The 14,424-nt window shown below is 46.3% G+C and carries 11 protein-coding genes; 2 read left to right on the top strand and 9 right to left on the bottom strand.

Translation table 11 applies throughout. The features are described 5' to 3' along the window. Window positions 1-2 precede the first annotated feature (2 nt). The 4 genes from M4J38_RS03555 to M4J38_RS03540 are packed head-to-tail and all read right to left on the bottom strand — an operon-like array spanning window position 3 to window position 5,601. Entirely contained in the window at window positions 3-776 is a 774-nt protein-coding gene (locus M4J38_RS03555) for a 2OG-Fe(II) oxygenase (protein WP_251758156.1), read from the bottom strand. Between the two features lie 17 nt (window positions 777-793). Beyond that, window positions 794-1,924 (bottom strand): glycosyltransferase family 1 protein, encoded by a 1,131-nt coding sequence (locus tag M4J38_RS03550; protein ID WP_251758155.1) that lies wholly within the window; start codon window positions 1,922-1,924, stop codon window positions 794-796. A 13-nt stretch (window positions 1,925-1,937) separates the two neighbouring features. Further along, window positions 1,938-4,481, bottom strand: coding sequence for a DUF6311 domain-containing protein (locus M4J38_RS03545; RefSeq protein WP_251758154.1), 2,544 nt, complete (start codon window positions 4,479-4,481; stop codon window positions 1,938-1,940). A gap of 22 nt (window positions 4,482-4,503) precedes the next feature. Beyond that, complete coding sequence (locus tag M4J38_RS03540; protein ID WP_251758153.1) at window positions 4,504-5,601, bottom strand: DUF1972 domain-containing protein; 1,098 nt, start codon at window positions 5,599-5,601, stop codon at window positions 4,504-4,506. A gap of 271 nt (window positions 5,602-5,872) precedes the next feature. On the opposite strand from M4J38_RS03540, the gene M4J38_RS03535 reads away from it, so the two are divergent. Then, window positions 5,873-6,658, top strand: a complete 786-nt coding sequence (locus tag M4J38_RS03535; protein WP_251758152.1) for a sugar transferase — start codon at window positions 5,873-5,875, stop codon at window positions 6,656-6,658. A gap of 10 nt (window positions 6,659-6,668) precedes the next feature. On the opposite strand, the gene M4J38_RS03530 is transcribed toward M4J38_RS03535, so the two are convergent. The 3 genes from M4J38_RS03530 to M4J38_RS03520 all read right to left on the bottom strand — a co-directional run bounded on the left by M4J38_RS03530 (window position 6,669) and on the right by M4J38_RS03520 (window position 11,235). Next, the gene (locus M4J38_RS03530) at window positions 6,669-8,207 is read right to left on the bottom strand and encodes a YifB family Mg chelatase-like AAA ATPase (protein ID WP_251758151.1); all 1,539 of its coding nucleotides are present in this window, start codon (window positions 8,205-8,207) and stop codon (window positions 6,669-6,671) included. A gap of 295 nt (window positions 8,208-8,502) precedes the next feature. Then, a complete protein-coding gene (locus M4J38_RS03525; RefSeq protein WP_251758150.1) occupies window positions 8,503-9,822 on the bottom strand; it encodes a DNA mismatch repair protein MutS in 1,320 nt (439 codons plus the stop codon). Window positions 9,823-9,831: 9 nt separating this feature from the next. Then, window positions 9,832-11,235: a dihydroorotase gene (locus tag M4J38_RS03520; RefSeq protein ID WP_251758149.1), complete on the bottom strand. Its 1,404-nt coding sequence runs from the start codon at window positions 11,233-11,235 to the stop codon at window positions 9,832-9,834. Window positions 11,236-11,269: 34 nt separating this feature from the next. Here M4J38_RS03520 and M4J38_RS03515 point away from each other — a divergent pair, with 34 nt between their 5' ends. Further along, entirely contained in the window at window positions 11,270-12,952 is a 1,683-nt protein-coding gene (locus M4J38_RS03515; RefSeq protein WP_251758148.1) for a capsule assembly Wzi family protein, read from the top strand. Between the two features lie 344 nt (window positions 12,953-13,296). Here the strand turns inward: M4J38_RS03515 and yihA are convergent, their stop codons facing one another. Together yihA and M4J38_RS03505 are read right to left on the bottom strand one after the other, a co-directional pair. Beyond that, the gene (gene yihA, locus M4J38_RS03510) at window positions 13,297-13,896 is read right to left on the bottom strand and encodes a ribosome biogenesis GTP-binding protein YihA/YsxC (RefSeq protein WP_251758147.1); all 600 of its coding nucleotides are present in this window, start codon (window positions 13,894-13,896) and stop codon (window positions 13,297-13,299) included. 20 nt (window positions 13,897-13,916) lie between these two features. Continuing rightward, window positions 13,917-14,390 (bottom strand): ribonuclease H-like YkuK family protein, encoded by a 474-nt coding sequence (locus tag M4J38_RS03505; protein WP_251758146.1) that lies wholly within the window; start codon window positions 14,388-14,390, stop codon window positions 13,917-13,919. Window positions 14,391-14,424 lie beyond the last annotated feature (34 nt).

Here is a 14,424-nt window from a genome sequence, read left to right as displayed (position 1 = left end):
GGCTATTGGTTTTTAGCCGTTCCGCTTCCGAACAGTTTGTTTTTTATTTTTACAGCGGGTCCGTAAATAGATGCGAGCATTTTTTTCACTGGTTTTGCATCAGATACCACCCAGTCTGTGGTTCTTGGCTTTTCAACATGATGCATATGCGTTGTGTAAGCATATGTGGCGATGGATGTTCTGAACTTGCCATCCGGGAAGTTGGTCATTTCATAGCCATGCAGTGTATAGGCGCGGGTTTGTTGAATGATCATTCTGTTAAAGGGAACTTCCAGTTCCTTCGTTTCTCCAGTTCTAAGGTCCTGAATTTTAAGATGACCTTTATAGGAGGGGTGCCAATCTTTATTCAGGTAAAGCAACAGGTTCATATTCCTGAACCAACTGGTTTGAAGTGGATGATAGTTGAAATCAAGGTGCATATCAAGAAAGCTGTTTTTCTTGCCCTGGTGTAATCCGCCACCATGATTTTTGGGGTCTACAAAAACTTCTTCATTTGCGATAAAACTCAGAAAGGCATTCATCCTGTCAGAAATAAGGTCGTCGTATAATTCCTGAAATTCTGTACCAAGTTCTTTGTAGTTTGATTTTTCGAACTTGTTGTTCGCGAAAACATAGTCGCGGCTCTTATTGTTCAGTTCAGGAATTTTCGCGTAAAGCGCTTCCATTTTAACCGGATCGCAGAAATTGTCGATAATGAGGTAAGGAAAAGGTTTAGCCAAAAGATATGCTTCTCTCAACCTTTCTTTATTGGCTTCTAAGAAGTCTAAGTTGATCATAAGATTTTTTTGTAAAGTTAGCTATATTTTGTTTGTAAGATTTCATAAAATTTGTTGGCTGAAGCGCTCCAATTGTATTTTTTGCGGATGGTTTCAGCAATTTCAAGCAGTTGTTCTTCAGCAGGAGGATGGGTAATGTAAACGCGCAGCGATTTGGTAAGTGCTTCCTGGTCATAAGGGTTAATATGTCCCTCGCCAAAAAAAGAAAACTCCTCCATCGCAGAGGTGTTGGAACAGATCACCGGGGTATGGAAGGCCGCGGCTTCAAGCGGAGGGATACCAAACCCTTCAGCTTTTGATGGATAGGCGAATACCAGCGCGGCATTATAGTAGCGCTTAAGCTCTTCCTCTTCAATATTGGTATAGTGGTGAATACTGGCGCTTTGTTCGGGAGAGAGTTGTTGGAGCAACGCATCCATTTCAGCACATGGGATGGACGTGTGACCGATGAATACCAGGTGAATACCCTTTTGGTTCAAGCCCAACTCCAGGTATGAACGGATGAGTGCGGCGTGGTTTTTTCTGGGTTCTATCCGGCTTACGTAAAGGATAAATTTTGAATATCCGTTTTGTTGCTCCAACTTCCTGCGATCATCATTTTTACTTCTGGCAATAAAGAACGATTCACTGACGCCGTTTGGAGTAATGGTTATTTTTTTTGCCGGAACAGCAAGGTATCTTTGAATCGCATAGCGGGAGTGTTCAGAAACAGTAGTAATATGAAAGGCTCTTTTGGCGGCATGTTTGTAAAGGAGGTATTTAGACAACCTGTAAAAGACTGAAAATTCTTCGGGAAAATCCTTGTATACCACATCGTGAATGGTCACGATCGTTTTTGCGTTGAGCAATACCGGAATGATATATTGATAATGCGCGTAACCGATATTGTTTTTCCGGATTATTGACGGGATGTCTATCAGCAGCCGGAGGAATTTCGATTTCCATCTGTACTGATGAAATTGTACGTTGGGGAGGTCAGGAAACGTTTCTTTAAGTACTGCTACATTATTGCCTCCCATGTGGATCCTCACATCTTTTTTCCTGCCCAGGAACTTGTAAATCTCTTTAATGAAAGTTCTGCTTCCCTGGAACTCACCATCAAAAACATGGGCATCTACAAATAGGTTTATCGGGGTTTCCTTCTTCATTTTTTTGGTTGTCTTATTGGGCAGAAGGTACATTGAATTTAATACCTGTTAATGTCATGCCTGTTTTTTTGCCGTTTTTGTTTTTTAGTATAATACCTACCTGGTAGGTGCCTGACGCTAATCTGTTCCTTTCAAAAGTAGTTTCGAAGCCGCAATCATCCATGTTCAATCTCAGTTTTCTCGCATTCGCGATATCGGGGCGTGATACCACATCGGGTTTGAGCTGAAAATCAGAAGTACTGGAATGCAATACGATGATGATTTCGTTTTTAGCGGCTGATTCTCCTGTTCTGTATGACCAACCAGCGAGTTTAATGGTGGTTCCGGTTGTATCAGCTATGTCAAAATTATAAACAAGTTCTTCTGAAGGGGGCATCTGAGCCAGTGTCGTAAACGCCTGTTCTTGTGGTCGTCCTATTTGCACCATTTCACGGTTTTGAGCATGCCGCACCAAACCGTTTTTGTTTTTGATGGCAATGCCTATATGGTATTTTCCGGGAGGCACATCAGTGGTATGCGCAAGTAGCTTAAACCCTGCATTATCGAGGTTGGTTTTTTTATACTGCTGCGTAATATCGGGTCTTTTCTGGGGTGAAACGGCGGAAAAAAAAGATTGATTGGTCGTGCTCAGTGTAATAAATGTGGAGTCTCCTGAATTGTCATCAGTGTTTTTAATGAAGCCCCAGCCGTCGGCTGAGACAAGTTCAGGAGTAATGTTTAGCCGGTCAAAATAATAATGAATCAGCGTATCTGCCGGAGCTTGCAAGTGAGGAGGTAAGGGCTGAAAGACCTGTTTTTCCCCGATGGCCGCAAGCGCTTTTTTTATTGAAACAGAGTCATGCTTGTCTAATATTGCGCATGCTTTATGCAAATTACTGAGTACGCTATCAGTTGAGAAAATATAATAGTAGCCGTTTAATGTATGGATTTGCGCTTTACCCCTGAGGTAGACGCCTGCGAAAATGGGCAGGTTGGGATAAGTGGTTACATAGAGGGCCTTTTGTGGTATGGTTCCGTTTTCAAGTTCATTGAAAATGGAGTCTGTAAAATGGCGCATTTTTTTTTCATCCATTCGCGCCACGTACCCGATGGTGATGGGCTTTCTTAGTTTGGCAGCAAGGAAACTGAAATCCTGGTAATCAAGGGTGTTGAGCTGGGAGTTATTGAAAGGGGGAACAAACCTTATTTCTTCAAAGTTTTTCATAATGCTCAGCCACTCATTATCTGCCAGCGGCGTGGTATAATCACCGTTTCTCAGTTTGCGGTGGGTAAGGAGCGGGAGGGTATCATAGAACTGCAAACATGTTGCACCCAGCAGGATGAAGTATTTTAAGCGTTTAGGGAGAGGGGAACGTAAAAGCAGGAGCAGAGGAGCCAATAGGAGTATGTAATAGGGCAGCCAAAAAAATCTTGCGCTGGCCCTGAAGATGTTTCCGATATTCAGGAATGTCTTGGGAGCTGGGAGCTTAAGCAACACTTTGTCTTCAAATGTGATGATGTGTGTTATCGCGAATATGGCATAACCTGTACAAAGAATCCCCAATAAAAGAATTGAAATACGGTGTTGCGCGATTCTTTTTTTTATGTTTTCGTATTTGCGCACGAACAGAAAGGTCGAATACCCCAGAGCCATAACAACCAACACCATCATCCCGGCACCCAGATACATGAAGCCTTCGTATTGGTGCCATGAAACGTCTTTAAATGCCGGCAATAAATTAGAAAACCCTTTTGCGTTGTACAGTGCGTTGAGGTTAAGACTGTAAAGGCCGAAGGCATTATCGACCGAAAGTTTTTCTCCATCTAATCTCAGCATTCCGGTAACAAACCAAAGGAACAGCAAACCTGAAAACGACAGCGCGAGGTAGGCAACTGTTTTCTTTAAACTTAAATACCTTGTTTGTAAATAATGCTTCAGGGGGAGTATAACTGTAAACCCTCCCACCATGGCACACATATACGGGTTCACAAGCGCACTTAGGAGGAACAGTAAGAGCTGATTTCTGAGGGCTGTGTATGGGTTTTTACCAATGAAAAAACAGAAGGAAGCCAATAACATCCAGTGGCTGCAGAGTGCCGGATGCATTCCCCTGTAGGCAAGAGCAGGGTTGATAAGAACCAGCAGGGTCAATAAAAAAATAAAACCTCGTGAAAGGCCGAAATGTTTCCCTATACGGAGCACATAATAAGCTGTAAGGATATAACAAAGCATCAACCAGAACCCGAAGTATTGAAAATCTTCAGGCAGCAAAAACGAAAAAATCTTAAAGAAAATAGCGAACAAAGGAATGGAATCGGTGTATCCTACATTCGTAGAAACGGGATAGTTATAAGCGTGTATATCACCCAAAGGGAATCCCCAGTCCTCGTTCCGGAAATAATAAAACCCCAGGTAATGGGTGCCCCAGTCATGCCGGGCTTCCATTAACCAGGCAATATTAGTAGGGATAATGGTTTGTATGCCATAAGTCAGATGGAATATGGTTACTGACAAGATGAATAGTAAAAGGTTGTTGATTTTTTCGCTATTCAGTTCGGGTAAGGTCTTTTTATTCATAAGTAGATGTAAGAAAAAGGGGTTAGCTTTTTTTATGCTCAATCAGTCTTTTAAACAGTGACTCATATTGTTCAATCACTTTGTCCCAATTGTAAATGGTAGCGATTTTTTGAAGGTTATTGTATTTTTTGTTTGTAGCTGCTCCTTCCGAATCCGAGTTTGTCAGCAAGTGTTGAATTTCTTCAGAATTATTAAAATACCGGGCGTCCGCACCTAGAACTGCGCGGTTAAATTCATTGTCATGAGCGGCAATATTGCAACTACAGGCCATGGCTTCCAGAAGAGAAGGATTAGTGCCTCCAACAGAATGGCCATGAAAATAAACATCAGCGTAGTGCCGCAGGGTATTTACAATCTGAATATCATAAATCCCGCCAACGAAAATTATGTTGGCTGATTCATACTCATTTTTAAGGTACTGCCCGTATTTGTTGTCTGTTTTGCCCACGACCAATAATACTTTGCCATGAACAGCGCGATGGGCCTTCAGTACCATCTCAATATTGTTTTCAGGCTCCATTCTGGCCATAACCATATTATATCTGTATGGTGGAAGGTGGTACCTTTCAAGGTATGCAATATCGAATGCCTCGGGTATATCTGCCCCGTAAGGAATAAAGTCTGATGGAAGACCATATTTTTTATTAAGATAACTTTGAATGCCGGTTGAATCAGAGACCATATAGTGAGCGCCGCGCGCGGCCCATTTTTCAGCTGATTGAAGGAAACTCCGTGTGAGCTTTCCGTATTTCGTTCGTTTCCATTCAAGCCCATCCATGTTCACGACATTCAATGTATCTGCGGGCCAGAGAAAACGCCAGATTGAATTACTGGTATATCCAAGTTGAAGTAATATGTTAAACTTTCTCTTCCGTGCGTCGAGAATACAGTTGAGGTCGTAAAAGAATTGTCCGGCAGTCCCAATTTTATTTTCCCAGTCCTTGCAATGGATTAGACGGATGTTATTCCATTGGTTTTGTTGATAAGGGTGGGTACTTGAATTGTACACATATACCTCATGCCCGCGTGCATACAAACCCAACGCAAGGAACTGTGCAAATTGCTCAAATCCACCGTAAGCGTTGGGAATGCCTCTTGTACCCAGTATCCCGATCTTCATAACATGTTAATTTATCTGCAAGATTTTTTGTTCTGAAACGCAAAGAAAGGGAAAAATGGCACATATGGTTAATGTGATTAAAGAAGTAAGGCTTGATGATATTTTATAATATAACTAAGGTGATTTTTTTTCTTTTTGCTGCAACGATTGATAAGAACTACTTGTCAGTTTCAAAATAAAATCTGGCAATATTTATGATATAATACCGTTGATATGAAACCTTACGCTATTTTTGTACCAACCTTATTAGTAAACTTTTATCCGATTGAAGATGTTTTTTGAAAACCAGCAGCGAGTTGTAAATTATCCCAGGTATCGAAGAAAAGGTAATTTTAAAATCCCTAATAACAGGAAGTTTTTTAATATCCAGCGAAATTTTTTCCTTTACAAGCGCATTTTTGATATAGTTTTCTCTTCCCTTGTAATTTTGATGTTTCTAAGTTGGATGATTCCTCTTATCAGCCTGGCAATACTGCTAACTTCACGTGGCCCCGTTTTTTTTGTGCAGCGCAGAATCGGGTTCTTAAACAAAAGTTTTTATTGCTATAAGTTTAGAACAATGAAAGTCAATCAGTTGAGTGATACGCTCGCTGCAACTGAAAATGATTCCAGAATTACATTGGTGGGAAAATTTCTCCGTCGTTCCAACCTGGATGAAATTCCTCAGTTCCTTAATGTTTTTCTTGGCCACATGAGCATTGTTGGCCCAAGGCCGCACATGCTGAGTGATTGCTCAAAATTTTCTAAAGTGATCGAAGGCTATAAATTCCGCAATCTGATGAAGCCCGGCATCACAGGTTTAGCTCAGGTTAAAGGTTTCCGCGGCCCCGCTGAAACATTCGATCAGATCTTTCACAGGTACCAGTACGATGCATTTTATGTAAGAAACGCCAATTTTTGGCTGGATATCAGAATCGTTCGCCAAACTGCGGCCCAAACGGTTTTTTATATACTGGGTAAACTTGTGGGCAAAGAAGATTTCCACGACGATGTTCGTAGAATGAAAATTTACAGGAAAATAACCTTCACCTTCAAACAACTTCTCAGCCGGGCTTAACCCGGCTTTTTTATTTCCCCCAACTCTCCCTGTCCAGACTCCGGTATTGTATCGCCTCTGCAAGGTGTTCCACTTCTATTTTCTCCCTTCCTGCAAGGTCGGCAATGGTACGTGCCACCTTTAGTATTCTGTCGTATGCCCTGGCGCTCAATTGCAGTTTTTCCATCGCCTGCTGAAGCAGCGTCCTTGCCTCGCAGGGTAATGTACAGGCATCGGTTAACATGGACGCCGGCATCTGGGCATTACAGAAGATGCCAGGATGACCCGTAAACCTCAGTTCCTGCCGCTTTCTGGCTTCCACCACTCTTGCTCTTACTGTTTCTGAAGACTCAGTTCGCCGCTCACTTTGAAGATCGCTGAAACCTACCGGTGTCACTTCCACATGAAGGTCGATACGGTCCAGCAAGGGGCCGGAAATCTTCTGAAGGTATTTCTGCACCATGGTCGGGTGACATTTGCATGCTTTGTCGGGGTGGTTAAAATACCCGCATGGACAAGGATTCATAGACGCGATCAACATAAACGATGCGGGGAAAACGGAGCTCAACCGCGCCCGGCTTACCGTGATCTTTCTTTCCTCCATAGGCTGACGCATCACTTCCAGTACCGATCTTTTATACTCCGGCAGTTCATCCAGAAACAACACCCCATTGTGCGCCAGCGATATTTCTCCGGGCTGCGGAATACTTCCCCCACCCGCCAGCGCTGAAGCGCTGATGGAATGGTGCGGACTTCGGAATGGCCGTGCCGTAACCAGCGCTTTGCTCCAATTCAACCGCCCCGCCACACTATGAATACGGGTGGTTTCCAGCGCTTCGGCCAGACGCATGGGCGGGAGAATGCCCGGTAATCGTTTGGCCAGCATGGTTTTACCCGCTCCCGGCGGACCAATCAACAGGGCATTATGTCCGCCCGCCGCTGCAATCTCCAACGCCCGTTTGATGTTTTCCTGCCCTTTTACCTCGGAAAAATCATGTGCTGTGCTGTGGGCCTCCAGAAAGAGGGCATCCACATCTGTTTCAAGCGGAACAAGCGCCAGCTCCCCGTTCAGGAAGGAGACCACTTCTTTCAGGTGTTTCATGCCGTACACACTGATCTCTTTCACGACACCGGCTTCCCCCGCATTCGCTTCCGGAAGAAGTATCTGTACAAATCCCTCGGCTCTCGCCTGCATCGTGATGGGCAAAGCACCCCTTATTGGCAGGATATTCCCATCCAACCCCAGTTCACCCATCAGCATGGTATTCGACAGTTGCGCTGTCGAACGCAGTTGCCCGGTCGCGGCCAGTATGCCGATGGCAATGGGCAGGTCAAAGGAGGAACCGGTTTTCCGGATATCAGCGGGGGCCAGGTTTACCACCACTTTGTTCCTGGGCATCTGCCAGCCATTTGTTTTCAGCGCGGACTCAATACGGAGGATACTTTCCTTCACCGCATTATCAGGCAATCCCACCACATGCGTATGCAATCCACCATAAACATTCACTTCTATTGTAATGGTGATGGCGTCCACGCCAAACACCGTACTGCCATATACTTTCACATGCATAATAGGTGCAAGGTAGGAGGACATCGATTCAGAAAAAACGGTGTTTTAACCGAGAAGTGCGGGGAAAAAAACGGGTTTATCTTGAATTTTGGGTGATGAATTTTGGATGATGGATTATTGTAGCGGAAGTTTTGATTGGCTCTGGCTGAATAAAAGGTTTGTAAAGGGCTTGTATGTGCAGGGCTTGAATGGATAGGAGAGCCGGGGATAATGAACCGCGAAACTGAGCTCGTATACAAATGGGAAAGCCAGGCCCGCCATATCCCAATTCAACATTCATCATTCAAAAAATTTCCTACAGCTTATCCAGCAACTCCGTTACTTTTTCCCTCTTCAGAATCAGGTAGCCGAGCCGGTCGTTGCTGATGCCTTCCTTCAGTTGGTAACTGAATTCAAGCTGGTCATCTTTCACATTGGTTTCGAAGAAGCGGAAAACGATATTGGGGTGGGTTTTCAGTTCCTCCCCGATCTCATAAAGGTGCGTGGAAAGTATGAACAAAGAATGTTTGATGCGCACGAGGCCGTTGATCACCGCCAGGGAGCATTTCATGGCATCCTGCACATTCGTTCCCTTAAAAAGTTCATCGATCAGGATCAGCCATTTTCGGCTGTCGTTGATGGTTAGAATGGTGTTCTTGATGCGTTGCACTTCGTTAAAGAAATAGCTTTCCCCCTTCAGGATATTGTCCATCACCTGTATGTTCGAGAGCAGGCCATTGAACAGGCTTAGTCGCATTGAAGCCGCGGGAACCCCCATGCCCAGGTGCGCAAGGAAAACGGAAATACCCACGGCTTTGATGAAGGTGCTTTTACCGGCCATGTTCGCGCCGGTAAGAAAGAGGAAGTTCTTATTGGAATTCAGCTCCGTATTGTAGGCCACTGGCGTGGGCAGCAGCGGGTGATACAATCCGTCAATTTCCAGGATGGGCATTTCACTGTGCACCATTTCCGGGAAGGCCAGCTTCAGCTCCTTAGCGGATTTTGCCATCCCATAATAAGCATCGAGCCGATAATAGATCTGAATGAGTTCCAGCGTTTGTTCCCGGAAAGCGTGAAGGAAAAAGTGCGCCAGGCGCAGCATTTCCGCTGTACTCAGTTTTGCGCCTCTGGGCGTTTTAAGTATACGCGGCACCCCTGAACGTTGCAGCAATTCAGCAGCCCTTTCCACATGAGCCTTAATAAGCTTGGGCAGTTGATCGACCTGACCAAGCAGCGGGAGCAACTGGGCCACGCCTTTCAGGAAATCGATACAATGGGGGAGCGTAAACTTAATAAGCGCATAGTCAGGTCCGTGAAATATGCGGTAGCTGAATGCCTGCACGGGGTTGGGTCGTTCAGGATATTCATCAATGTTGGTGTCGTATAACTTTTCAATCACCAGCAATGTGCCGTTGGTAATATCTGCGGGCCACAAAGCATCCTTTTCCATGATCCTGCGCAGCAGTTCCTGGGTGGCGACAATCTGTTCTATATCCGTATGCGGCGCCCTGAAAATGCGGCGCATCCATTCCCTGCCACCCACGGTACGTGTACGGTCGAGCAGGTGGAATACGGATGATTCCTCGTCGGAACTGAAGATAGAAAGGTCGTTGAAGGTTACTTTGTCGATTTGCATGGGCGGTATTTATCGGTCAAACTGCAGCCGTTCTCCCTTCATTGATTCATTCCATACCGCTTTTCCATAATCACCACCGGGCGCATGGTACACCAGGTTGCCGTTTACAAAAGTATGGGTGACGGAAGCGGGGAGGGACATGCCTTCCATCGGGCTCCAGCCACATTGGTACAGGATGTTGCCCGTATTAATCGTGTAAGGCGCGTTCATATCCACTATTACCAGGTCGGCCATATAGCCTTCGCGGATATAGCCCCGGTTGGCGATCTGGAAACAATCGGCAACGGCGTGGCTCATTTTTTCCACTACTTTTTCCAGCTTTATCCTGCCTTGCTTCACATAATGCAGCATCAGCGGGAGGGAATGTTGTACCAGCGGCAAGCCGGAATGCGCGTGTTGGTAACCGGGGTTTTCCGGAGCCGGCACCAGCATACCCGCTTCGTTGCGCACATAGCCTTTTTCGGTAAGCGTATGCGGGGCATGGTCGGTGGCGATCACATCTAAACGGTCGTCCAGCAACGCTTCCCACAAAGCGGCCTTGTTTTCAGGCGATTTAATGGCGGGGTTACATTTGATCTGGTAGCCCAGTTGCGCATAGTCGTCGGCGGTAAAATGCAGGTGGTGCACGCATACCTCAGCGGTGATCCTTTTTTCTTTCAGCGGCAGCATATTGGAGAAAAGGGCCAGTTCCTTCGCTGTGCTGATGTGGAGTATGTGCAGGCGGCTATTGTATTTCTTTGCGAACTGGATTGCGGTAAGGGAAGATTCAAAACAGGCTTCCGCATCGCGGATGATGGGGTGGTCGGCTGCATCCAGTTCAGGCTTTTCCGTGATTCTTTTTTCGTAATTCCGTTTGATGATCTTCTCGTCCTCGCAATGGGTGGCGATCAGCACTTCGGATTCGCTGAACACTTTGTTGAGGGTAACATAGTTGTCTACCAGCATGTTTCCGGTACTGGAACCCATGAATATCTTCACACCGCAGATGTCTTTTTTCAGCTCGTTCACTCTCAGCACTTCATCCGCGTTGTTGTTGGCGGTGCCCATGAAAAAGGAATAATTGGCGAGGGAAGTTTGCGCGGCAATCTTATATTTATCTTCCAGCAATTCAATGGTGAGTGCGTTGGGAACAGTATTCGGCATTTCCATAAACGAGGTAACACCTCCGGCAACGGCGGCTTTGGCTTCGGACCCAATGGTGGCCTTGTGGGTAAGACCCGGTTCCCGGAAATGCACCTGGTCGTCGATGGCGCCCGGCAGCAGGAACTTTCCTTCGCCGTTGATTTCCACGGCTACATCTGAACTTATTTGTGGCGCGATTTTTTCAATTCTTCCGCCGGCAATCAATACATCGTTCACCTGAACCAGGCCTTCATTCACGACCTGGATATTCTTAATGAGATAATTTTGCATACTTTTCAGTCTCTAAATCATGAATCAATATCTGATGCAAGTTATTAAAAGCGTGGTAAGCATCCTCTTTTTATGTTTACCGGTTACATTGCTCGCCCAAACCAACTGGTTCCCGCAAGGGTCGAAAGAATACCGTTTACTGGACCGGCTGGACATTAAAATGCAGTCGCACCCTGAATTGCGTTTCAATACCGCCAAGCCTTTCCCGGGTAAAAAATGGGTGGCGGCCCTGGCTGATGCCGATAGCGCCGGGGTTTTAACGAAGGTGGACCAGGCCAATATGCTTTCCGCGCTGGCACAGAACAGTGAGTATGTGGAGAACGAACCGGCTTCTTTTCTTTCAAAAAAGCCCTGGTTCAAAACTTTTTACCAGAAGAAGGCGAATTTTTTTGAAGTGAAGAACGACGATTTCTTCCTGGCCGTGAACCCCATCCTTCAACTCAGGTGGATGAAAGAAACGGATAACGATGAATCCCTTTTCCAGAATACACGCGGCATTACTATCCGAGGACTGATCGGGAAAAAGATTGCCTTCTCCACTTATATGACCGAAAACCAGGAGCGCGGCCCGTCCTGGTTCATGGAGCGTATCGCCCGCTACAGGGCGGTTCCGGGCGTGGGTTTCTACAAATCCTTCAGAAACACAGCGGTGGATTACTTTGATGCCCGCGGGTCCATCAGTTTCAACGCGGCTAAGTTCATCGACCTGCAGTTCGGATATGATAAGCAATTTATCGGGAACGGCTACCGCAGCCTGTTCCTGAGCGATTTCGCCAACAACCAGCTTTTCTTCAAAATAAATACGCGCATCTGGAAGTTCAACTACCAGAACCTGTTCATGGAACTCACCCCGCAGTATCTTTCCAATCCGCGGGATGAACTGCTTTCCAAGAAGTACGCGGCCATGCACCACCTCAGTTTGCAGGCCACCCGCTGGCTCAACATCGGATTGTTCGAATCCGTTGTTTTCGGCAGGAAGGACCATTTCGATTTCACCTACCTCAATCCCATTATATTTCTCCGCTCCGTGGAGCAACAGAACGGAAGCGCAGACAATGGTATCGCGGGCTTCGATTTCAAGGCCAACATCGCCAAACGCATTCAGCTGTATGGCCAACTGGCCCTGGATGAACTGAAAATCTCAGAGCTTACCGGTGGAAATGGCTGGTGGGGCAACAAATGGGGCATCCAGTTGGGAGGAAAATATGTGGATGCCTTCGGTGTAAACAACCTGGATTTGCAGGTGGAAACCAACATCGTGCGTCCGTTCACTTATTCCTTCCGCGATTCCGTGGCCAGTCACAACCATTACAACCAACCGCTCGCTCACCCGCTGGGCGCTAATTTCAAAGAAGTGGTGGGCATCGCCTCCTGGCAGCCCGCACCCAAATGGCGAATCGACGGGAAAGTGATCTACGCGTTACAAGGCATAGATACCGCCGGACTTAACTTCGGGAGCAATATCTTCAACCTCTACACGACACGCCCTGCCGATTACGGTTTCCAGATCGGAGACGCGGTACAGGGGAAAACAATAAACGCCTCGCTGTGGCTAAGTTATGAAGCGAAAGAAAATGTATTCCTGGAAGCGGGGTTGGTGCACCGGAAACTCAATACGGTAGCGGTAAACGAAATGTACACGGGGCTGAAAGCCAGTTCAACCATGGTGAGCGTGGGGTTGCGGATGAATATGTTCAGGAGGGAGTATGATTATTGATTTTCACGCGAAGTTTTTTTATTTCTCGCAACGGCGCAAAGGCGCAACGTAAGGCCCTGATTGATTTTCTGGTTAATTATTGGCCGAGAACAGACAGTATGTTTTATATTGGGACATAGACTAAAGAGAAAGGGCACTTAAAATATAAAGCCTTAAAAAGGAAGATAGCCAGCCTTTATGAAATTAGCCTTTACGCATTCAGCAGCACGTGGCGTCGTAGCGCCGTGGCGAGAAAAAAACTCAAAGGAAAACCCCAACTAATCTAGGCTTTGCGTCTGCGAAGAATGAAGCAGTGCTCCATTGCGTCTGCGCAGTGCAAAGCACAAAGCAGTTGCGTGAAAACCCTAATCCACCGAACTCATCACATCATCAATAAAATCCAGAATTTCTTTCTTTCCCATTTTTTTCACCGTAGATGTCACGAAATGCGGCGGCAGTTCCTCCCATGTTTCCAGCATCGCCTGCAGGAAGCGTTTTACATTTTGCGCGGTTTCCCGTTGCGTGGTTTTATCGGCTTTGGTGAATACCAGTGCAAATGGAATCCCCCATTCACCGAGCTGGTTCACGAATTCCAGGTCTATTTTCTGGGGAGAATGGCGGCTGTCGATGAGAATGAATACGTTGCGGAGGTTCTCTCTTTTGCGGAGGTATTCCTCGATCATTTTGGTCCAGCTTTTCCGCTGGTTCTGCGACACTTTCGCGTAGCCATAGCCGGGAAGGTCAACGAGGTACCAGGCACCATTGATGTCGAAATGGTTGATCATCTGGGTTTTTCCGGGACTGGCGCTGGTTTTGGCGAGTTTTTCCTGGTTGCAGAGAAGGTTGATGAGGGACGACTTCCCCACATTGCTTCTACCGATAAAAGCAAATTCAGGGCGGTCGGGTTTAGGGCAGAGCTGGATGCCAGGACTGCTGATGAGGTATTGCGCGCTTTTGATGACCATGGCGCAAAGGTAGGCAGTTTCTAATTTACCGCCTTATCCGCGCAGCAACTGCTGGCGAAAGCATCCGGTTTGGCCTTGAAGGCGAATCCCATTCCGAGGATATAGCCCATGGCTTCGCGCAGCGCTTCGTTGCTTTTGAAATGCGGATTGGTGTTAATGTCGGCATGTACTTCCATGTCCACATCATACTTTGTGAAGAGGTCGCAAAGTTCATACGCGATCTCGATGGATTTGGCCACTTCTACCAGCATCCGTTCCTTGATGGAGTAGGGATGCCGCGTTTTTTCGTTGTGGATGAACATGAATCCGCCATGACCTTCCCGGAGGAAAACGATCACGGTGGCGAATTCCGTTTCCTGGCCTTTTACCTGTGAGTCGGTGCCGATGCATACCTTGAGAGAGAAACCTTTGTCAACTTCCCGCCTGATGGCTGTTTCCACGGCGCTTTTGATGGGCAGATCAATAGGGTCGCCATTAAATTTTCTCCAGAGCATACGAAAATGTTTTCCTAATATAAAGAAAATTTAT

The organism is Parasegetibacter sp. NRK P23, assembly GCF_023721715.1.
GTDB lineage: Bacteria > Bacteroidota > Bacteroidia > Chitinophagales > Chitinophagaceae > Parasegetibacter.
The sequence above is the reverse complement of the archived record's forward strand: the minus strand, read 5'-3'. Positions and strand labels throughout refer to the sequence as shown.